This is a genomic window from Marinobacter salexigens, from assembly GCF_018860765.1.
Taxonomy (GTDB): Bacteria; Pseudomonadota; Gammaproteobacteria; order Pseudomonadales; family Oleiphilaceae; genus Marinobacter; species Marinobacter salexigens_A.
Genome location: NZ_JAHKPV010000021.1, coordinates 283,907 through 303,679 on the forward strand (window position 1 = coordinate 283,907; position 19,773 = coordinate 303,679).

Consider the following 19,773-nt stretch of genomic DNA (forward strand, 5'->3'; position numbering starts at 1 on the left):
TTATAAAAACTGACGTATCCAGACCGATTACCCGAACCATACCGGTTTTGCTTTATACTGCCCACCGAAGTTCGCATAGCAAATAGTCATGTACCAAATTAAAGGTTTATTCAATGCGTGTGGTAATCCGTTATTTTTTCCGGACGTTACGTCTCATTTTGACGCCCTTTGTACTCTTAAGCGAAAAGCTTGGGGGAGGAAAGCCGCTACAACGCAGCGCGGAAGAGCAAAAGCAAGTCGATGCCGCCTGCGAGCACTTAGCTCTATACCAATTCAAAACCTGCCCGTTCTGCGTCAAAGTACGGAAGCAAATTGCGCGACTTAACCTGAATATCGAGAAGCGCGATGCTCAGCATAACCCGACCCACCGAGCCGAATTAGAACAAGGTGGTGGTAATGTAAAGGTGCCTTGCTTGCGAATCATGAACGATGATGGCAGCGAACAATGGATGTACGAATCCGGTGATATCAATGCTTGGTTGGAACAACGCTTTGGGCAAGCTGGCTGAACCAGTATTTCACAGAAGCGGGGTCGCCCTGATGCACCAGCACTGGCTCGAAAAGCGGGATGGCCCCAATCTGTCTTAGGTCTGAAGCAACCTCAATACCGAAACAGCAAAAGCGTGGGTAGCTACGGTCGCCTAATGCAAGCACTGCATACGAGCAGGAGGCAAAGCCTTGCAGAGCCCGGCTAACCTCCTGCCAAGCGCCCGCTGTTCTCGGCGCATCGCCATTTCCCGTGGTGCTGGCAACAACCAGCAAAGCGCGAGCAGGCACCTGAGCTGACGCCAGCTCATTGAGCTCAATCAACGATGCGCGCATTCCTTCTTTCTGAATCAACTTGCATGTCTGCTTAGCAAACTGACGAGCAGTGCCTGTCTCGGTCGCATAAGCCACGAGGTAGTCTGACTCTCTCGCAGTATCGCGACACTGTTTTAAAGCGGTTTTTTTATGGAACCGCAGCAAAACAAGGGCATAACCAACCATCATAGCAGCGGCGACAAATTTTCGATCAGCCGCCACTCCATCGCTAAACACGACGCAAACCACACCGCCACACAGCACTGCGACAACCGGTTTTACCCATGATTTCACAATGGCAACACCTCAAGCGTTGCATTGTAGCTCATGCGTCTTTTTGCATTATCAAGCAGCTTGCCTGACTGCTCCAATTCAGCTTCGAGCCAGTACATGCCCGGCTCTTCCCATTCAACAAAGATGCGGCCCTGCGCATCAGTTTGGAGTTGTATTTCATCAACTTGATCACGGTAACGAATGCCACCGCGAATAACGACTACATTGAGATTTGCCGCAGGGTCACCGTCTACCAGAAACCGAAATTCTGATACTTCGCCAACAAACAAGTCGTTGGGGTGGGTAACGGGAACCATTTCTAAGCCAACGCCCTCTGCTTCGAAGGTGCGGGTTGTTGGAGCCCCTTTGGTTACGAAAACCTGCATGAGCCTATCGATCTCAAACAAACGCAAGTCCTCAGCTTCAGCTGGGATCTCGCCCATTTCATCGACACCGCCCCGCCACCGAACGTTTTTACCCTTATGTTTGTATGCACCAAAAAGGCCGTTGGTGCGAATTTCGAATGTATAGGTACCATCTCTGGTGAGTTGCGCATCAAATACCGAACGGTACTTTCCAGATGCCTTGTTCTGTGCCTCCAATGGCTCCCCTTGGGGATCTAGAATCTCTAAGTGTTCAAGGCCCAAGGGGTGATGTTCGAAGTAGAAAAGACTGTTTGAAATTGCGCCATCCATGGTTACCCAGGCTGTATCACCCGATAGCACCGTGGCTGAAGGTAACATCCAGGCCCGATGTGCAGAAGCCTCAGAAGCCACCCCCATACTTGCCGCTATCAATGCCAGTGTCGTTAACTTTTTAATGTTCACTAAATGTCTCCAAAATGCTCAGGGTTGGACTGTCAGTTTTACGCGGCCAAGCTCATTGCTGCCCTGCTGCGAGGTTTCAATGCTTGATTCAGCGGGCCACTGAAATGGCAGTTTAAGAAGCTCCCGCCCGCCAACTTCTCGCGCCGCTTCCACAACTAGTTGGTATTCGCCTGCAGGCAAGCCATGGATAGCTTGAGATTTGTTACTAAAGGTCAGTTCGTAGGTGCCTGCGGGCCTTGTGGCCCCGCTAAGCCCATCTACCGGCATGCTCAGCTGTCGCCCACTCCTCCGCCACCATAGCCGCAGATCTTTGAGCCACTTGCTCCCCTCGTCATCGCGCATGTCGTGGTCGTACCAAAGCGCGAGATTTCGCTGATGCTGCCCTTTGCTGTTCTCAATCCATATCGCAACGTAGGGCCTATGGTATTCAGCTACATTGAGCGCCGGAATTTCGACGTCTAGCACCAAGTCTTCCGCCCCAACGCAAGCGGAACCAAGCACTAACACTAGCGATGGAAAGCTCCTTGATAACTTCATAATTGTTCCTTAGTGCACAAACAAAACGGCCAGTAATACCGGCACAAGTACGCCCGCCCCTACAACCGGCCAAATTTCCGCCCGTTCTCGGGAATGTATCCACAAAACACAAAACCCGGTCACGCAGAAAACTATACAAATGACCGCAAATAGATCGATAAACCACACCCATGCAGCCCCTGTATTACGCCCTTTATGCAGGTCATTCATCCAGGCAATCCAGCCTCGGTCGGTTGCCTCGTATATTAGGTTGCCGGTTTCAAAATCCACGCTCAGCCAAGCATCGCCGCCTGGCCTGGGGCTGGATACATAAAGTTCGTATTCTGACCACTCCAGCGCACCTCTAGTGATTGCGATTCCGTGCTTCTCCTTGAGCCACGCGCTTAAAACCTTTGGCGTTTGTCCGCTCTCTTTACTTTCCCAACTGATGAGCTGCTGTACCAATTGCTCAGGAACACGATCTTCAATCAGGGTCACCTCCGGAATCGAGGCAATCTGGCCTGCGTGATTGAGAGTTATGCCCGTAACCGAAAACAACATCATGCCGAACACTGCCAGCGCTGAACTGATCCAGTGCCACTGTAAGCAGAGCTTCAAATAACGGCCTCTTTTCGGAGCCCGAAGGCCATTTTCATCGTTGTTAGGGGTGCTTTTGGGTAAGGCACTAGCAATCTTGCTCATGTTAAAAACGAGGCTCTCAGGCGGCACTTCATGAATATTTCAGGCGGAGATTATGTCAGTTCTCATTAGCTTTCAATTACCATTTACGTTTAATTTACATATCCATTTGAGAATAATTGCTATTGCGTTTATCGTGGATTTTACATATATTGCGCTCCCACCTAACTAGAAACTCCATAAGATCAATACTTTGCAAAGGGCTCTACTCTCGTGAAAAATTTCTCCCCAACGTCGCTGGCAATAGCAGTATCAGTACTTTCAAGTCAGGCCGCTGCTCAAAGCCCCACCGAATTGGCGCCCATAGTGGTTAGCGCCTCAGGTATCGAGCAAAAAGTAACCGATGCGCCAGCTTCAATTACTGTTATCACGAAGGGGGAGCTCGACAAAAAACCCTACGTAACTCTGCTTGATGCGGTACGAGGAGTTGAGGGCGTCGATATTGGAGAAACAACGGACAAAACCGGACAAGGCGGTATTAGTATTCGAGGTATGGGTGCGGACTACACCCTGATTCTTATCGACGGCAAACGCCAGAACAACGTGGGAGACATCTACCCAAACAACTTTGGTGGCAACCAGTTCAACCACATACCTCCCAAAGAAATGATCGAACGGATTGAAATTATTCGGGGGCCAGCATCCACTCTGTACGGAGCAGACGCGCTCGGTGGTGTTATCAACATTATCACCAAGAAAATCGGCGACAAATGGACGGGCTCTCTTTCGCACAGCCAAACTCTCGAAAGCAACAGCGATTTTGGCAATGATGATACAACTGAGTTTGCGATAGCTGGACCACTGATTAAGGATCGTCTTGGCCTTAGATTACGAGGCAGCCTGTATAACCGTGATGCATCACATCCTCAGTATACTCCCGGGGTGGATCCAAACGGAAACGAGATACCACGGGAATTGGGCTATGGCAGCGGCGGCCGCACCGTAGATAATGAGAACACGAACTTGGGCGCGCGCGCAGACATTCGCATTGCAGATGGGCAAGACCTAATCCTAGACTTCGAGACGTCCAGCCAAACCTACGATAACAATCCTGAAGATGGCAATAACCCCCTTGGCACTACCGACAGCGTGAATCGCTTGCCCCGTGCCGGATATGCCCTAGACCAAGAATTTAATCGCGAACAAGCTTCTATTCGACATCAAGGTGCTTGGGGCGATACCAATAGTGATATATCACTGCACTACATTGAGACCACAAATGACGGGCGAACTTTACCACTCACCGCCCTAGAACGGTTGGAGTACGATCAACTCATAGAGAACGGTGCAACAGATCAGGAGATTTCAGATACATTCCTGCCGCGGCCCAAACGAGTTTTGGAAACCCGTCAAACTACGCTGGATTTAAAATTCGACTCTCTGATAGGAGATCACCTGCTTGTATACGGCGGCCAATACATTGATGCCGAGATGGAAGACGGCACGTTTGGAATGACCGGCAGCGGTTTTAGTGCAGGCAAGACTCAGCCCCACCGGCAATGGGCCGTTTTTGCCGAAGATAATTGGGAAATTACCCGCACCGTTTCATTGACTGGTGGCGTTCGCCATGACCACCATAATATTTTTGGCGGCAACACGAGCCCCCGTCTTTACGGGAATTGGGATATCACACCTGAATGGACGCTGAAAGGCGGGGTAAGCACTGGTTACAAAGCACCCAAAGCGAGCGACCTGTTTGAAGGTATCACCGGTTTTGGCGGGCAAGGCACTAGACCTTTTGTGGGCACACCAAGCCTCACGCCTGAAAAAAGCGTGAACTCCGAAATTGCCATTTACTACACCCATCCAGATGGCCACAACTTCAACGCCACCGTGTTCTCCAACCAATTCAAGGACAAGATAGAAAGTGGCGGGGCTATACTGCATTGCGATGATGCTGATGCCAGTTCCGGCAACTGTGTAAATCTAGCACCAGAATGGAACCAATTACTGGGCGATGGCTATGAATTTAGCCAAAAGGTGAATATTGATAAAGCTGAGATCAACGGGCTTGAACTGGCGGGCAGATACTGGATTATCAGCTCACTCTCTATTCGAGGCAACTACACCTATACCGACGCAGAAATTAAAAGCGGCGCTAACAAAGGCAATCCACTTAGCGGAACAGCCAAGCACATGGCTAACGCGACGCTCGATTGGCAGGTGACTCCAACTTTTAGCACGTACCTAACGGCAGAGCTCCGATCCAAGCGCCATACCAGTACACCAAGAGGTTGGGATAGCTCGATTGATTACCCGGAGTTCTACAAGGACTACACCGTCTTGCATCTTGGGGCGAGTTATCAGGTTAGTTCGTATTTGACCCTAAGTGGTCGTATAAACAACCTGTTGGACGAAGATTTCACCAGTTACGAAACCGTATACACCACGGATGATGGCGGAGCTACCTATATCGCAAACTATATTGATGATTACAACATGAAGGCAAAAGCTAGAAACTTCTGGCTATCTGCAACCCTAAGTTTTTAACACGATACATTCAGGCTTGCATAAGAAAACGCCCCTCCAAGGAGGGGCGTTTCCATTATGATGCAGGATTTTCTGAGATCAGACTTGGTAAAAATCACGATACCAGTCAACAAAGTTGGCTATCCCCTCTTCCACGCCGGTGGCTGGTTTATAGCCGACATCGCTGATCAAATCATCAACGTTTGCGTAGGTGGCTGGCACATCGCCCGGCTGCATAGGAAGCAGATTTTTTTGGGCCTTTTTCCCGACTCTTTGCTCAATAATTTCTATGAACCGAGAGAGCTCCACAGGGTTGTTGCTGCCAATGTTGTAAATGCGATACGGGGCCTTGCTGGTGCTTGGGTCAGGCGCTGCGCCACTCCAGTCGCCGTTAGGCTGAGCGACTTGATCGAGAGTACGGACAACACCTTCCACAATATCGTCGATATAAGTGAAGTCCCGTTTGTGGTTGCCATGATTGAACACATCAATTGGTTCACCAGCCAGAATCTTCTTGGTAAAGATAAACAAGGCCATATCTGGTCGGCCCCAAGGGCCGTAGACGGTAAAGAATCGTAAACCAGTAGTGGGTAAACCATAGAGGTGACTGTAGGTGTGAGCCATCAACTCATTGGCTTTTTTCGAGGCTGCATACAAACTTAGAGGGTGGTCCACATTATCATGGACTGAAAACGGCATGGCCTCGTTAGCGCCGTAAACCGAGCTGCTAGAAGCATATACCAGATGTTTCACATCGTTGTGGCGACACCCTTCTAGTATGTTCATGAAGCCAACGAGGTTGGCATCCACATACGCATTGGGGTTTTCCAGCGAGTAGCGCACACCAGCCTGAGCAGCTAGGTGCACGACTCGTTCGGGACGATGCTTTGCGAAGATATCGGTCATCACAGTTCGGTCTGCAACATCTTCACGTACTTCAGTGAATCCAGCGTGGCCAGTAAGGCGTGAGAGACGGGCTTCCTTGAGATTAACATCGTAATAGTCGTTAACATTATCAACGCCTATTACCTCATCTCCCCGCTCAAGTAACCGGTGCGCTAACTGCGAACCGATAAACCCTGCGGTGCCCGTTACCAGTATCTTCAAGTCTATTACTCCTTTTTAGACAGCCGTGACAACTTTTAGAAGACAAGACCCGCGCTGATGAATGGCCCATCGATTTCCACGTCAAATTGGTCACTGCCATCTTCATAATCAACTGCAATCTGACGATAGCCTGCACGCAGTTGCAGCAATGAAATGCTGTACTGCCCGTACACGTTGAAGTCGCGCATGGAATCGCCATCAAAGCTGATAAAGTTACCTTCTGCACCCACAGCCGCTCCGGTAAGAGGCAAGTCAACACGGGCAGCTATATAGCCCATGGGCAAAACAGCGTCGGCTTCTGTGCGGCTTGACTGAGATGCGTTTTGTACCAGCAGTTCGCCTGAGAAGTCCCTTATGGTTAACCCCAAATCAAGATTGACCACGTTATCCAAAATTTCGTAGTACAGAGTGAGATCAAGCTGTTCAAGATCCAAATCTGAACGCACAGGGCCTGAGCTTACCCCGTCATAGGGGCTGGTGAGTGTGCTGCGGCCACTTTGTTCTATCAGTGTGTAAGCCAAACGCACATTCGGCAGAACCGGCACCGGGTGTTCTACATAAATGCTGGCGTTCGCGTTGCCGTCGTCCTCCAAGCGCAACTCGTCATCCACATCAACCGAATTGCCGCCCGAGGCTGCGTTGCCGGACAAGTTGGAGTCCCAGTAACCTACGCTGGCACCAAGACCAACCACATCGGCCTGAGCAAAAGATGTGGCCAAAAGAAGAGAACTGCCTACCGCGAGAGTGAACTTATGCATGGTGCACCTGTGCCGTTATTGTCTGCTTGAATTAATGGCCAATAATCAGTCGAAGTTGATTCCAATGCGGCGACCCACTTCTTCATAGGTCTCGATAACATTGCCCAGACCTTGCCGGAAGCGGTCTTTGTCCATTTTCTTTCGGGTTTCTTTATCCCATATCCGGCAACCGTCGGGACTAAACTCGTCGCCTAGTACAATCTCATCGCCGCTGCGACCGAACTCCAGTTTGTAATCCACCAGTAACATTCCGGCTTCATCAAATAGGTTTTTCAGCACGCCGTTTACCTTGTAGGTCAACTCTTTCATCCGCGTCAGTTCGGCTTCAGTGGCCCAATTAAAACTAACGGCCAAGGATTCGTTCACCATTGGGTCGTGCAGCGCGTCGTTCTTGAGGAACAGCTCATAGGTCGGCGGGTTGAGTTCTAGCCCTTCTTCCACGCCCAGACGACGACACAGGCTGCCCGCAGATACATTACGCACAACACATTCCACTGGAATCATATCGAGCTTTTTAACCAGTGACTCGGTTGCAGACAGCAAGCCTTCGTGGTGTGTCGGCACACCGGCCGCTTCCAGTTTGTCCATGATGAACGCATTAAAACGGTTGTTCACCATACCTTTTCGGTTAAGTTGCTCTTTCTTTTCACCATCAAACGCCGAGGTATCGTCGCGGAAGACAAGAACAAATCGCTCCGGGTCGTCAGTGCGAAATACGGATTTGGCCTTGCCTGCGTAGAGTTCTTCGCGTTTTTCCATCAGTAAGTCTCCGAAACGGAGGCCTGCACGGCAGGCACCCCTTTAATCAGTATAGGTAATCAAACAGCTGTGTCAGTAAATCCTCAGCACGCTTCTCACCGCTGTAATCCTCAGCCGTTTCAGCCGTAACCTGAACCTGACCCTCTCCCCTCGTCAGACTAATCGTATGGGTATGGCGAGGCTCTTCTTTATTGCTAAACCAACTGAACCAGCCTGGGTCGCGCTCATCGGCGGTGCGGAAATCTACATAGAACCAGCCTTCGCTGCGATTCAAGTCCAGTACCCTAGTATCCGACTCGCTCAAGGCACGGTTTACCTCGGCCCAGGAACGACCATAATCAAGGTCCATGCGGATGGACTGCGCCTTATCATTTTCCGATACAAGCTTTACTAATGGCTTAGCCACCATCACCGAAGCGGCACGGGAAAAGGACTTGCTCTCTTCACGGGCTTTCATGAACTCACCTAAGTCAGCGAGTAGGCGCTTCTGTAGACTCAACTGATCTGCGGACGGATCAGAAATTCCGCGCCATGAAATTAGCTCTCCCGGCCACGCAGCGTTTTCCTCTGCACTTCCTTTCGAGGTAAGCTTACGCAGTTGAATTTCAGTGGTTTTACGACGAACGCCGGGCGCTATGCGAACCTGCAAAATCGCTTTCGGCTCAGCTGCAGTTGCGTCAATTGGTGTGCTAGAAAGCTCTAGAATTTCACGCGCACGCACGCTGAAATTAGCCAGATCACTTTGCAGCAGGCCCAACTGAGGGTTGTCATAGGCCACGCCCAAGCCTTGCTCGTTCATATAAGCCGTTACGACAGGCCATATCCGCCCCGGCACATCGTTTACCAACAACCATGCGCGTCCGTCCAATTCTTCAACCACATAATTCTCTTCGAGAATTTCCGATGTCATATCGGGAGGGCGAGGAAGATCAGACGGATACATTTTGCTGGAGTCCGCGGGCTTTACTTGCCGAATAGGCATTACCTGAGTAAAACGCGAAGTGTCGGCTGTTTCCGGAAGAACCAGCTGGTCACCTTCTTCTTCACTCAGGTATCGCTCAGAGCGATCCTCCATCAGGCTGCAGCCAGACGTTGCAACGGTCAGCAACAGCCCAGACGCTACCACTACATGTCGAAATGCAAAAACATTACGGGTTCCTGAAAGAACCGGCATCGGCCTACTCTCTGTTTGGGACTGTTTCACGGTTGGTATCAACAAACTCAGAGCACACCCGAGGCTTTCATCGCTTCTTCCAGCTCACCGTGGAATTTTTCACTGAACTGAGTCAATGGCAGGCGTATGCCCTCGCCGATCATGTCCATACGCTGAAGCGCCCACTTAACCGGTATTGGATTCGCCTCAAGGAATAATTTGCGATTCAACGGCATCAAAAGCTCGTTCAGGCGTTCCGTCTCTTCCCGGTTACCTGCAATGGCTGCTGCGCATAGGTCGGCCATACCTTTAGGTGCGACGTTTGCAGTAACGGACACATTACCCTTCGCGCCTGCAAGCATGAGCTCAGCCGCTGTGGCGTCATCCCCGGAGTAGACCGCAAGACGACCATCAAGAGCTTCTATAAGCTCCGCACCACGAGGGATGTTGCCCGTGGCATCTTTGATGGCAACAATGTTGGGAATATCAGCAAGACGCAGTACGGTTTCATTGAGCATATCGCAAGCGGTACGCCCCGGTACGTTATAGAGCATCTGGCTCATGCCCGGCACCGCCTCTGCGATTGCTTTGAAGTGCTGGTAAAGCCCTTCCTGAGTCGGCTTATTGTAGTAAGGCACTACCAACAGGCAGGCATCTGCACCTAGCTTATGCGCCTCGGTTGTCAGATAAATAGCTTCGCGCGTGCTGTTACCGCCGGTGCCAGCAATAACAGGGATCCGCCCGTTCACGCGTTTGATGATATAACCAATTACCCGGCAGTGCTCTTGCTGATCGAGCGTTGCGGATTCGCCGGTGGTTCCCACAGCAACGATACCGTTAGTACCGTTATCCAAATGAAAGTCCACCAGTTTGTCCAGATGCTCCCAGTGAATGTCACCGTTTGGATGCATGGGCGTGACCAGTGCGACAAGGCTACCCGTAATCATAAAAGCTCCGTCCGAATAAAACGGATATGGTAATGTTGGGCACGAACTGACACAAGGGAATTAAAGGAGATGTCATGTCATCTGTTGAAGTGAACAAGCAAGTACCGGACTTTGAAGCCGCCGCAACAGGCGACCAAACCGTCCGTCTGGCGGATTTACGCGGCAAAAATGTGGTTATTTATTTCTATCCGAAAGACAACACACCGGGCTGTACGACTGAAGGACAGGACTTTCGGGACAACATGAAAGCCTTTACCGAGTTGGATACAGAAATTTTCGGGGTGTCTCGAGACGGGCTCAAAGCACACGAGAACTTCCGCAAAAAATTCGATTTCCCATTTCACCTTATTTCCGACAAAGACGAAGCGCTCTGCGAGCTTTTCGGCGTTATCAAGCTCAAAAAGTTATACGGGAAAGAATATATGGGCATTGATCGCAGCACCTTCCTGATTGATCAGGAAGGCGTGTTGCGTAAAGAATGGCGCAGCGTAAAAGTACCCGAGCACGTTGAGGAAGTACTCGCTGCTGTAAAGGCGCTCTGAAGCAAAACGCTGTATTTGATACCAGATTGAGAGCAAAGTAGCGCAGTTACACTTGGTCTGGCGCGGTGGGGGAAGCAGTCGCCTTCACCGGCCAGGCAAAGAATACAGCCTTAAACATAGTGGCCAGCGGAATGGCAAAGAAAACACCCCACAGGCCCCAAATACCACCGAAGAACAACACCGAAATGATGATCACAACGGGGTGCAGGTTGTTCACCTCTGAGAACAGCACAGGAACGAGCACGTTGCCGTCCAGCGCCTGAATAACACCGTATATCACCATCACCCAGATAAAGTGACTACCCCACCCGAAGGCAAACAGCGCAATTACGGCGACCGGAATCGTCACCACAGCTGCACCAATGTACGGAATGACGACGCTGAGGCCTACGAGAAGAGACAGAAGCGCGGCATAGGGCACACCCAAAAGCTTGAACGCGACATAGGTGGCTCCGCCCACTATCAGGATTTCAACCGCCTTCCCGCGAACGTAGTTCGCGCATTGTAGATTCACCTCATGCCATATTTGCAGCATCATCGGTCGTTGGGGCGGCAATAATCTGGAAATAGCACCAAGCAGGACTTCACGATCTTTCAGGAAAAAGAACACGAGAATTGGCACCAGCACCATGTAGATAAGCAAAGCGACGAGGTCTGGAATGCTCGACAAAGAAAAAGACACGAGCCACTGAGTCATGTGCCCTACTTCTGTATTTACTTGCTGATAGAGGCCACGCACAGACTCAGCCGAGATAATATGAGGGTATTCTTCTGGCAGCAGTTCAAGATAAGACTGCAACTGACCAATAATTCGGGGTGCCTCGCCTGCAAGGGTGCTGACCTGAGTCCAGATAAGCGGCAGAAGAACGAAAATAAATCCCACCAGTACGCCGAGGAACACCAGAAACACACCGACTATAGCAATGCCCTCGGGAACACCAAGGGCGTTGAGGCGGGAAACCAATCCTTGCAGAATAAAGGCGACAATAAGCGACGCGATAGCGGGCGCTAACATGGCACCGAACCATATGATGAAAAAAGTGCCCGTCACCAGAATCAAGAAAAGGATGACGGCTTCTTCATCTGAAAAGTATTTGTGTGCAAGACCGCGTAAAATTCTGAACATCAAGGACTCCGGAGAATTAACCGCCGCACTCTATCACAAACCGAAAGTGGCCATCAGTTTCTGCGGAGTTCACCAAGCGGTGGCGGGACAACTCCAGAAATGCTGGGATATCGCGAGCGGAGCCCGCATCCGTGGCAATCACCTCAAGCTTTTCACCGGGTGACATGCTGTTGAGCTCCAGTTTGGTTTTCAGTAGAGGCATTGGGCAGCGAAGCCCAGATGCGTCCAATATTCGATCAGACATAAAGTAAGGTGCACCATCACACGACATTAAATTCGCAAGGCGGCATTATGCCCCCAGCAATACTGTATTGCATCACAATAACTATTAATGAGCAGTTCAGGACTTTTTCGCAACATTTTTTGTCACAGTAGCAGTTCGAATCAGGAGCTTAGCGCACTACATGAATTACGTTCTGACCAGATTTTGCTGTTACCGAACTCTCTCTCTAGCGTTCACTTTGGCTTTTTCGCTGACATTAAGCCCAGCGCCAAGAGCTCAAGACGCCAACCTGCCAAATATTGGAGGAACCGGAGGCGGACTTATTTCCGGGCAAAAGGAAAGTGACATTGGGCAGCAGGTTATGGTTTCGATTCGCCGGTCTGCACCGCGCATTACAGACCCACTGGTTTATGATTACCTCAGCGCCATTATTTACCGACTTGTGCCTTCCGCACCTCTGGAAAATCGCGACATAACCCTTACACTTATTGACAGCCCTACTCTCAACGCTTTTGCCGTACCGGGAGGGATTGTAGGCATCAATGGAGGGCTATTTCTGAATGCGGCCACGGAGCAGCAGTTTGCATCTGTACTTGCCCACGAACTCGCCCACCTCAGCCAGCGGCATTTTGCGCGCCGCCTAGAACAACAGGAAAACAGTGCACCTCTGACTCTTGCTGGAATGATTGCAGGCATTGTACTGTCTGCGGTAACCCAATCCGACATTGGCATTGCCGCCATTGCCGGCACTCAGGCGCTGGCGATACAAAATATGCTGGCCTACAGCCGCTCCCATGAGCAAGAAGCTGACCGTGTTGGATTGGACATTCTGGCTACCGCTGGCATGGATCCGCGCGGCATGCCCGAAATGTTCGAGATTATGATGCGCCAGAACCGGCTACAGGGAAACAACTTACCCGAGTACCTATCGACCCACCCACTGACCCAAAGCCGTGTAGCCGACACCCGCAACCGCGCAGAGCAGTACCCAGAGAAAACCATTCGGGACGGTCAGGAATACCACCTAATCCGAAGCCGGTTGCAAGTGCATTACGCAGCGTCACCAGAGATTGCAGTGGATATATTCGAAGGTTATTTGAACAAGCCCGACGCCCAAAGCAATGAAGCCATTCGTTACGGATTAGCCTTCGCCTATCTGAACAATAAGCAGCTCGAACAAGCGACCGACATTATCAGCGAGCTACTAGCAAGCAACCCCGGTCGAATTACTCTTCAGGTAACGTTGGCTGAGATAAGGATTCAGCAGAACAAGCTGGATGACGCACGCTCCATACTTAAAGACGCTTTAAGCAGAAACCCGGGCAACTACCCTATAACCTCAACCCTTGCTGACGTGGAAATCGCTGCGGGTAACGGCACTCAAGCAGCCGAATACCTCAACCAACTTACACGTAGAATGCCGCAGCAGGAATATCTATGGCTGCGACTGGCGGAAGCCGAAGGCATGGCTAGAAACATAGTGGGAGTTCATCGCGCTCGGGCAGAATACGACGCACTAATGGGGGATTTAGAATCCGCCCAGAGACAGCTCAGACAGGCTCAGGAGAAACTGCCCGCAGGGTCTGCCCAGCGACAGGTGGTAAGTGAGCGGCTGGGCGAAATCACCAGCCGCCTACAAGCGCACAGAAACAACTAAAATCAGGCGTTGCCTGCTGCTTTCAGGTTCACCCCTGCGGTAAAGTCCAACATACGCCGCAGAGGCCTGAGAGCAGCCTCACGGGTTTCGGGGTCCACAAACACTTCTTGATCCCCCTGCTCAATCACACGCAAAAGGTTTTCCAGACCGTTCATTGCCATCCATGGGCATTGCGCGCAGCTGCGGCACGTAGCGCCGTTACCGGCTGTTGGCGCCTCAATAAGCGTTTTATTGGGTGCCAGTTGCTGCATTTTGTAGAAGATGCCGTTATCCGTGGCGACAATGAACTCCTGATTCGGCAATGTCTGCACTGCGTGAATCAACTGGGAGGTAGAGCCGACAACATCGGCCAGTTCTACGACAGCATTGGGGGATTCAGGATGAACCAGAATGGCGGCATTTGGATACAGCGCTTTAAGATCTTCCAGACCACGATGCTTAAATTCTTCATGCACAATGCAAGAGCCATCCCATAGCAACATGTCGGCCCCAGTGGTTTTCTGCACGTAATGGCCAAGATGCTTATCTGGGGCCCACAGGATCTTCTGCCCTCGCGCGTCTAGATCTTCCACTATAGCTTCAGCGCAACTAGACGTTACGACCCAGTCCGCACGCGCTTTTACAGCGGCAGATGTGTTGGCATACACCACCACGGTTCGATCACTGTGTTCGTCGCAGAAGGCTTTAAACTCGTCTGCAGGGCAGCCCACATCCAAAGAGCAAGTTGCCTCCAGTGTTGGCATCAGAACGCGCTTTTCTGGGTTCAGAATCTTAGCGGTTTCACCCATGAACCTAACGCCAGCCACAACAACCGTTGAGGCGGGGTGTTGGTTCCCGAAGCGCGCCATTTCGAGCGAGTCTGCCACACAGCCACCGGTTTCTTCCGCAAGGCGCTGGATATCTGGATCTGTGTAGTAATGCGCCACAAGTACAGCGTCTTTTTCCTTGAGGACAGCCTTGATACGGCTTTCGAGCCGCGCCTTCTCGTCTGCACTGAGCGGCTTGGGCTCAGCTGCGTGAGCCAGGTGTTCCTGAACAAGAATTCGGTCTTCAGCTTTAGTCATGTACGGATACTCTCAATTTCTCTCAACTGCTAGCAATAACCAGCAATTACTAGGCACCAGTTACTGTCAGCCGATTACACTCTGTGTTCGAGTATATCATTTCAAACACCAATAGCGCTTTACGGACTATACCGAGACTCGGGGAGACTGTTTTATCTGGAGCAAAACCGCAAACCAAAAAAAAAGGACTGCATCTCTGCAGCCCCTTAAGCTTTAACTCTAATTACAGACCTTCAACAACTAATAATGGTGGGTCGTGATGGATTCGAACCATCGACCAATTGGTTAAAAGCCAACTGCTCTACCAACTGAGCTAACGACCCAAAAACTTGTGACCAGTGCCGGGACCCTGATCGATTCCGGAGCGGCTCAGCAACTGCCCCGAAATATCGAATATGGTGGGTCGTGATGGATTCGAACCATCGACCAATTGGTTAAAAGCCAACTGCTCTACCAACTGAGCTAACGACCCAAGCGAGGCGCATATAGTAATGATTTTTCTCTGACGATCAACCCTTTCACGCCATGTTTTTAATATTTTTACGAATCGCCGTGTTTCCGCCCTAATTAGTGTTCAAATATTTCCGGGCAAGTCCGGCTGCAGAACTTTCAGGGTAGTCACTCACAACCTGCTCCATTTGCCGGTGCGCTTCGGCTTTCTTATCAAGGCGATCAAGCGCGATGCCCAGCTTGTAACCAGCGTCTGGCGCTTTACGGTGGTCCCCGTAACGTGTTGCAACAATGGAGAAGGCTTGGCGCGCCTGCTCAAGTTGCGGCTTCACAAGATAAACCTCACCAAGCCAGTAGTAGGCGTTCACCGTCAGATCCCCTTCGGGATACTTATCTAAAAACTCGTAGATGCGGCTGATCGCTTCGTCGTAGTTCTTTTGGCTATGGATCAGGTCTTGAATAGCCTTGTATGCCTTACGCTCTTCGGCACTGGGCTGGCGATATTCACGGATTTCTGTTGCGCGCTTACCGGCGCCAGCATCTCCTGCTGTTGGCCCGGCAGCCGGTGGTTGCGCAGACACTTTCTCTGATAGATCGAGAATGCGCTGATCCAAGTCGATATAGCGATCCCGGCCCTGATCCTGCAACCGCTTGATTAGGTGCCTCTGCTCTTCCGACTCTCCCTGTAGTCTGCGGACCTCGCCCTGCAATTGCTGGATCATATAGAAGAGCTCAGACGTAGCCTGATTCGTGTTGGCCTTACGTTGGGCTTCTGAGGCATTGCTTTGGAAAGCGGGCGTAGATGATTGCGCCAGCGCAATTCCCGCCTGCCCGAGGGCAAGCGGAAACATCACTGCCGCCATGAGCTGTTTTCTCATGGGCTTAACCTGATGTTGTATGTGCGTTTACTCGAAAACGAGCTCCACACGGCGATTCTGTGCCCATGCACTCTCTGACGAGCCCATAACCGCCGGTTTCTCTTCACCATAGCTTACGGTTTCCATTTGGCCCCGTGAAGCACCATTCACAATCAGGAAGCGCTGAACCGCATTGGCACGGCGCTCGCCAAGTGCCAGGTTATACTCCTTGGAGCCACGTTCGTCACCGTGACCCTCAAGGCGCACTTTCTGACCCGGGTTGTTGGACAAATAACGGGCGTGGGCCATGAGCACGTCACGGGCTTCCGGTTTGATTTCGGACGTATCGAAATCAAAATAGAAAATCGTCACTTCGCGCAGGGCTTGCTGTTCGGTTTGCTTCTGGATTTCCATACGCTCTTCTTCGGTCATCGAGGACGAAGAAATACCATCCTGATCGCCACCGCCATACACGGTAGAACCACCATCTTGATCAATAGGCTCAACATCGGAGCCATAACCGCCATCTTCCATGTTCTCACCAGTTGTACTACAACCGGCAACCAGGCCTACCGAAAACAACAGTGCAATTACTTTTGCTGGAGCTGACAATTTCATATTTCATTCCTTTTCGTTGGTTGACGTAAATTCTTGCCGTTTCCGACAGGTGCTCTCACACCCGCCGGCTACCGAACAATTGGCCCCCAGGCCGGGTCACGGACGTCGCCTTCCGATGCAGGAAGACTATACGCCGCACCACCGTCTGCGGAGATAACAGTCAGTATGCTTTCACCGTTCTGTTTAGTAGCGTAAATCAACATGCGCCCGTTAGGCGACACACTCGGAGACTCATCGGATTCTGTGCGTGTGAGAACTGTTTCGTCACCGCTTTCGAGGTTTGTACGAGCAATAGTGAAGGCCCTATCGCGCTGATGAACGTAATACACATATTTCCCTGCGCTATCTGGGCGCGGACGAGCATTATAGCGGCTGCCAAAAGTTAAGCGCCGCGGCTCGGCGCCCGGTTTTTCCATGTAGTAAATCTGCGGCCCGCCTGAACGATCCGATGTAAAGAAGATCCCCGCGCCCGCACTGTCCCAAGCGGCCTCAGTATCTATCGCCCAGTGGTTCGTGAGCTTCGTAACCTTGCGGGATTGCAGGTTCATCTGATAAATCTCAGCATTACCATCTTTGGACAAAGTCATTAGTAGTGATTGCCCGTCGGCAGACCAGGTAGGTGCCGAGTTCAAACCGGGGAAATCCGCAACTTTCGTGCGCTCTCCCGAGCTAAGCTGGTGGACAAAAATAGCTGGCTTACCCGTTTCAAACGACACATAGGCCAGCTTTTTGCCATTCGGTGACCAAGCGGGAGACAAAATAGGCTCTTTGCTTTCCAAACGAATTCCCGCTCGCTTGCCGTCAATGTCGCTTACCTGCAACCGGTAGAGCGCTTTTCCATTTGCTCTCTGAAGCGTTACATAAGCCAATTTGGTAGAAAACGCTCCGGGAACGCCGGTAATCGCCTCATAGACCTTATCGCTTACATGATGCGCTAAAGAGCGAATATTAGATGCAGGCGCGGCAGCGGTTTCACCAAGAATGCGTTCTTCACGATTGACATCGAATAACTCATATCGAGCCTGCACCCTGTCGCCGTTACGGGTTAACTCGCCTACCAAAACATAACGCTGACCAAGCATGCGCCAGTCTCGGAAATACACATCAGAGCGCTTCGAGGGAAGGCTTAGCATTTTCTCGGGAGGCAAGGGGCGAAACTCGCCGCTCATTGCCAAATCCGCCTGCACAATGCTGCTCAGTTTGTCTCCAGCAGGCATGCTGCCGTTTTCTGCAAAAGGCACCACAGAAACCGGAATTGCGGAGTCCGCCCCTTCTGTAATACGAATCAGCAGTTCAGCCTGAGCGCTGGTAACCGCCGTAAACATGAAGGCGACCGCTGCAAGAGTAGCCTTCATTAGGCTGAACGAAATTATCTGCTTCATGGTGTCACCCGCATCCTTATCTCAACCTTCGAGGATTGAATTCAATCGTAAACTGGCGGAAATAGGTTTCAAATGTGTCCCGCTCAGAGGGTACCGGGTACCGGTTCAGCGATCTGACTGCACTCAGTGCCGAGTTATCGAACGCGGTATTTCCGCTACTGGCAACCAGTTTTACACTGGCCAGTTCGCCCGTTGGAAGCAAGGTAATCTGCAAGCGGGCTGTCATGTCTTCCGTCGCTGAAGAAGGTGGATACCAGGCTTGGCTAAGTCTCTCACGAATCAGCCCCTGATATTTCTGGCTCTCAGACAACATCTGGGATTCGCGGGCTTTTGCCGCTGCCGCTCGCTCTCTACGTTGCGCTTCATCCGCACGGGCTTTTCTAGCCTGCTCCGCCTGAGCTTCGAGCTGCTGCTCTTGAAGCCGACGCTCGGCTTCCTTACGGGCCCGTTCTTCCTGTTTCTTACGTTCAGTTTCTTCGCGCTTACGCTGCTCTTCCTGACGACGTTTTTCCTCCTCCGCCTTACGCTTGGCTTCTTGCTGGCGCTGCTTTTCAGCTTCCGCTTCTGCCTTGCGACGTTCACGCTCTCTTGCTTCCGCTTCTGCTTTCTGCCGTGCAGCCTCTTCTGCCTCACGCGCTTTTTTTTCTTTTAGCTCTTCCGCCTTGGCTTGTTCGCGCTTGCGCTCTTGCTCTTCAGCTTTACGCTTGGCTTCTTCGCGTTTTTTCTGCTCCTCCGCCTTCCGAGCCTTTTCTTCGTTCTGACGCTTTTGCGCTTCAGCCTGCTTCTGTTTTTCCAGCTCTTTGCGCTCTTGCTCTTGATCCGGCTGATCTACCGGATCAACAACCGGGCTCGGCTCCGGTTTTTGCTGGGTAATAAGGCGCGCAGAAATACTGCTGGGGGGCGGTTCGTGGACAGGAGACGACCACGACCAGCCCGCCAGAGCGACGCCCGCAATGAGCAGGTGCAAAGCCACAGAAATCGCGAAGGGCGATTTCCAGGGCGGCACTCCGGTGCTGGTATATTCCCGCTCCTGACCTGTCACAACAATTTTTCCTGCTCTGATATCACGTTTCGTCCGGGGCCGTATCGGTAATCAGGCCAATACTGGTTGCCCCTGCACCCTGAAGAGCCGCCATCAAACGAACCACAGTGCCGTAATCAACGTTCTCATCGCCACGCACCAAAATATCGCCGGATGATCTTTGGGACAGTATTTTTGCAACCTGAGCACGAACCTCAGCCAGAGGCATGGGGTCACTGCCTTTATCCCCAACTTCCACGTAATAGGCGCCGTTGGAGTCTACCGATACGACGATGGATTCCACATTTTTATCTGCCTGAATCGGGTCAGATGCTGTTTCAGGAAGGTCCACCTTCACGCCCTGAGTAAGCATAGGCGCGGTGACCATAAAAATAATCAGCAGTACCAGCATCACGTCGATATACGGAACAACGTTGATTTCCGACATCGGCTTCTTCCGATTTTCAGGCATCATCCCCATGCCTTTCATAGCGGCGTGCTCCGTTTGTTAACCATAAATACCA

21 protein-coding genes and 2 tRNA genes are annotated in these 19,773 nt (G+C 51.4%); 4 read left to right on the plus strand and 19 right to left on the minus strand.

What is annotated here, in order from left to right:
• Positions 1-113: 113 nt before the first annotated feature.
• Entirely contained in the window at positions 114-509 is a 396-nt protein-coding gene (locus tag KO508_RS14930; protein WP_216009099.1) for a glutaredoxin family protein, read from the plus strand.
• Here the strand turns inward: KO508_RS14930 and KO508_RS14935 are convergent.
• From KO508_RS14935 to KO508_RS18910, 4 genes are read right to left on the minus strand one after another with little or no spacing between them, the layout of a single operon-like run.
• Positions 469-1,095 carry a flavodoxin domain-containing protein gene (locus KO508_RS14935; RefSeq protein ID WP_216009100.1) on the minus strand — a complete coding sequence of 209 codons (627 nt, stop codon included), beginning with the start codon at positions 1,093-1,095 and terminating at the stop codon, positions 469-471. The genes KO508_RS14930 and KO508_RS14935 overlap by 41 nt on opposite strands.
• Positions 1,092-1,901 carry a DUF4198 domain-containing protein gene (locus tag KO508_RS14940; protein ID WP_216009101.1) on the minus strand — a complete coding sequence of 270 codons (810 nt, stop codon included), beginning with the start codon at positions 1,899-1,901 and terminating at the stop codon, positions 1,092-1,094. Before KO508_RS14940 ends, KO508_RS14935 begins: the two co-directional genes overlap by 4 nt.
• A gap of 18 nt (positions 1,902-1,919) precedes the next feature.
• Positions 1,920-2,438, minus strand: a complete 519-nt coding sequence (locus tag KO508_RS18905) for a DUF2271 domain-containing protein (RefSeq protein ID WP_252738153.1) — start codon at positions 2,436-2,438, stop codon at positions 1,920-1,922.
• Between the two features lie 9 nt (positions 2,439-2,447).
• Entirely contained in the window at positions 2,448-3,119 is a 672-nt protein-coding gene (locus tag KO508_RS18910; protein WP_252738154.1) for a PepSY-associated TM helix domain-containing protein, read from the minus strand.
• A gap of 210 nt (positions 3,120-3,329) precedes the next feature.
• Between KO508_RS18910 and KO508_RS14950 the strand changes: the two genes are divergently transcribed.
• On the plus strand, positions 3,330-5,606 hold the full coding sequence (locus tag KO508_RS14950) for a TonB-dependent receptor domain-containing protein (RefSeq protein ID WP_216009102.1): 2,277 nt from the start codon (positions 3,330-3,332) through the stop codon (positions 5,604-5,606).
• A 78-nt stretch (positions 5,607-5,684) separates the two neighbouring features.
• Here KO508_RS14950 and KO508_RS14955 read toward each other — a convergent pair whose 3' ends face one another.
• From KO508_RS14955 to dapA, 5 genes are read right to left on the minus strand one after another with little or no spacing between them, the layout of a single operon-like run.
• Positions 5,685-6,692 (minus strand): NAD-dependent epimerase, encoded by a 1,008-nt coding sequence (locus KO508_RS14955; protein WP_216009103.1) that lies wholly within the window; start codon positions 6,690-6,692, stop codon positions 5,685-5,687.
• A 35-nt stretch (positions 6,693-6,727) separates the two neighbouring features.
• Complete coding sequence (locus KO508_RS14960) at positions 6,728-7,450, minus strand: TIGR04219 family outer membrane beta-barrel protein (RefSeq protein ID WP_216009104.1); 723 nt, start codon at positions 7,448-7,450, stop codon at positions 6,728-6,730.
• A gap of 45 nt (positions 7,451-7,495) precedes the next feature.
• Positions 7,496-8,209 (minus strand): phosphoribosylaminoimidazolesuccinocarboxamide synthase, encoded by a 714-nt coding sequence (gene purC, locus KO508_RS14965; protein ID WP_216009105.1) that lies wholly within the window; start codon positions 8,207-8,209, stop codon positions 7,496-7,498.
• 46 nt (positions 8,210-8,255) lie between these two features.
• Positions 8,256-9,383: an outer membrane protein assembly factor BamC gene (gene bamC, locus KO508_RS14970; protein ID WP_216009106.1), complete on the minus strand. Its 1,128-nt coding sequence runs from the start codon at positions 9,381-9,383 to the stop codon at positions 8,256-8,258.
• A gap of 47 nt (positions 9,384-9,430) precedes the next feature.
• Entirely contained in the window at positions 9,431-10,309 is an 879-nt protein-coding gene (gene dapA / locus KO508_RS14975; protein WP_216009107.1) for a 4-hydroxy-tetrahydrodipicolinate synthase, read from the minus strand.
• A gap of 74 nt (positions 10,310-10,383) precedes the next feature.
• Between dapA and KO508_RS14980 the strand changes: the two genes are divergently transcribed.
• On the plus strand, positions 10,384-10,851 hold the full coding sequence (locus tag KO508_RS14980; protein ID WP_216009108.1) for a peroxiredoxin: 468 nt from the start codon (positions 10,384-10,386) through the stop codon (positions 10,849-10,851).
• A gap of 46 nt (positions 10,852-10,897) precedes the next feature.
• Here the strand turns inward: KO508_RS14980 and KO508_RS14985 are convergent, their stop codons facing one another.
• The gene (locus KO508_RS14985; protein ID WP_216009109.1) at positions 10,898-11,977 is read right to left on the minus strand and encodes an AI-2E family transporter; all 1,080 of its coding nucleotides are present in this window, start codon (positions 11,975-11,977) and stop codon (positions 10,898-10,900) included.
• 16 nt (positions 11,978-11,993) lie between these two features.
• Positions 11,994-12,221, minus strand: coding sequence for a sulfurtransferase TusA family protein (locus KO508_RS14990; RefSeq protein ID WP_216009110.1), 228 nt, complete (start codon positions 12,219-12,221; stop codon positions 11,994-11,996).
• 160 nt (positions 12,222-12,381) lie between these two features.
• On the opposite strand from KO508_RS14990, the gene KO508_RS14995 reads away from it, so the two are divergent.
• Entirely contained in the window at positions 12,382-13,857 is a 1,476-nt protein-coding gene (locus tag KO508_RS14995; RefSeq protein WP_216009111.1) for a M48 family metalloprotease, read from the plus strand.
• A 2-nt stretch (positions 13,858-13,859) separates the two neighbouring features.
• Here the strand turns inward: KO508_RS14995 and nadA are convergent, their stop codons facing one another.
• The 8 genes from nadA to tolR all read right to left on the minus strand — a co-directional run bounded on the left by nadA (position 13,860) and on the right by tolR (position 19,739).
• Positions 13,860-14,921: a quinolinate synthase NadA gene (gene nadA / locus KO508_RS15000; protein ID WP_216009112.1), complete on the minus strand. Its 1,062-nt coding sequence runs from the start codon at positions 14,919-14,921 to the stop codon at positions 13,860-13,862.
• A 247-nt stretch (positions 14,922-15,168) separates the two neighbouring features.
• A tRNA-Lys gene (locus KO508_RS15005) sits at positions 15,169-15,244 on the minus strand.
• 73 nt (positions 15,245-15,317) lie between these two features.
• A tRNA-Lys gene (locus KO508_RS15010) sits at positions 15,318-15,393 on the minus strand.
• A gap of 91 nt (positions 15,394-15,484) precedes the next feature.
• Positions 15,485-16,249: a tol-pal system protein YbgF gene (gene ybgF / locus KO508_RS15015; protein ID WP_216009113.1), complete on the minus strand. Its 765-nt coding sequence runs from the start codon at positions 16,247-16,249 to the stop codon at positions 15,485-15,487.
• Between the two features lie 27 nt (positions 16,250-16,276).
• The gene (gene pal, locus KO508_RS15020; RefSeq protein WP_216009114.1) at positions 16,277-16,846 is read right to left on the minus strand and encodes a peptidoglycan-associated lipoprotein Pal; all 570 of its coding nucleotides are present in this window, start codon (positions 16,844-16,846) and stop codon (positions 16,277-16,279) included.
• 68 nt (positions 16,847-16,914) lie between these two features.
• Positions 16,915-18,201: a Tol-Pal system beta propeller repeat protein TolB gene (tolB, locus tag KO508_RS15025; protein WP_252738208.1), complete on the minus strand. Its 1,287-nt coding sequence runs from the start codon at positions 18,199-18,201 to the stop codon at positions 16,915-16,917.
• Between the two features lie 43 nt (positions 18,202-18,244).
• A complete protein-coding gene (gene tolA, locus KO508_RS15030; protein ID WP_354668043.1) occupies positions 18,245-19,270 on the minus strand; it encodes a cell envelope integrity protein TolA in 1,026 nt (341 codons plus the stop codon).
• Positions 19,271-19,292: 22 nt separating this feature from the next.
• Positions 19,293-19,739 (minus strand): protein TolR, encoded by a 447-nt coding sequence (gene tolR / locus KO508_RS15035; RefSeq protein ID WP_216009116.1) that lies wholly within the window; start codon positions 19,737-19,739, stop codon positions 19,293-19,295.
• Between the last annotated feature and the right edge of the window lie 34 nt (positions 19,740-19,773).

Excerpts from the sequence above, each read along its gene's own strand:
- purC (WP_216009105.1), bottom strand. The coding sequence starts at position 8,209 with ATGGAAAAACGCGAAGAACTCTACGCAGGCAAGGCCAAATCCGTATTT.
- tolR (WP_216009116.1), bottom strand. The coding sequence starts at position 19,739 with ATGAAAGGCATGGGGATGATGCCTGAAAATCGGAAGAAGCCGATGTCG.
- ybgF (WP_216009113.1), bottom strand. The coding sequence starts at position 16,249 with ATGAGAAAACAGCTCATGGCGGCAGTGATGTTTCCGCTTGCCCTCGGG.
- nadA (WP_216009112.1), bottom strand. The coding sequence starts at position 14,921 with ATGACTAAAGCTGAAGACCGAATTCTTGTTCAGGAACACCTGGCTCAC.
- KO508_RS14985 (WP_216009109.1), bottom strand. The coding sequence starts at position 11,977 with ATGTTCAGAATTTTACGCGGTCTTGCACACAAATACTTTTCAGATGAA.
- tolB (WP_252738208.1), bottom strand. The coding sequence starts at position 18,201 with ATGAAGGCTACTCTTGCAGCGGTCGCCTTCATGTTTACGGCGGTTACC.
- dapA (WP_216009107.1), bottom strand. The coding sequence starts at position 10,309 with ATGATTACGGGTAGCCTTGTCGCACTGGTCACGCCCATGCATCCAAAC.
- KO508_RS14995 (WP_216009111.1), top strand. The coding sequence starts at position 12,382 with ATGAATTACGTTCTGACCAGATTTTGCTGTTACCGAACTCTCTCTCTA.
- KO508_RS14980 (WP_216009108.1), top strand. The coding sequence starts at position 10,384 with ATGTCATCTGTTGAAGTGAACAAGCAAGTACCGGACTTTGAAGCCGCC.
- pal (WP_216009114.1), bottom strand. The coding sequence starts at position 16,846 with ATGAAATTGTCAGCTCCAGCAAAAGTAATTGCACTGTTGTTTTCGGTA.
- bamC (WP_216009106.1), bottom strand. The coding sequence starts at position 9,383 with ATGCCGGTTCTTTCAGGAACCCGTAATGTTTTTGCATTTCGACATGTA.
- KO508_RS14990 (WP_216009110.1), bottom strand. The coding sequence starts at position 12,221 with ATGTCTGATCGAATATTGGACGCATCTGGGCTTCGCTGCCCAATGCCT.
- KO508_RS18905 (WP_252738153.1), bottom strand. The coding sequence starts at position 2,438 with ATGAAGTTATCAAGGAGCTTTCCATCGCTAGTGTTAGTGCTTGGTTCC.
- KO508_RS18910 (WP_252738154.1), bottom strand. The coding sequence starts at position 3,119 with ATGAGCAAGATTGCTAGTGCCTTACCCAAAAGCACCCCTAACAACGAT.
- KO508_RS14930 (WP_216009099.1), top strand. The coding sequence starts at position 114 with ATGCGTGTGGTAATCCGTTATTTTTTCCGGACGTTACGTCTCATTTTG.
- KO508_RS14960 (WP_216009104.1), bottom strand. The coding sequence starts at position 7,450 with ATGCATAAGTTCACTCTCGCGGTAGGCAGTTCTCTTCTTTTGGCCACA.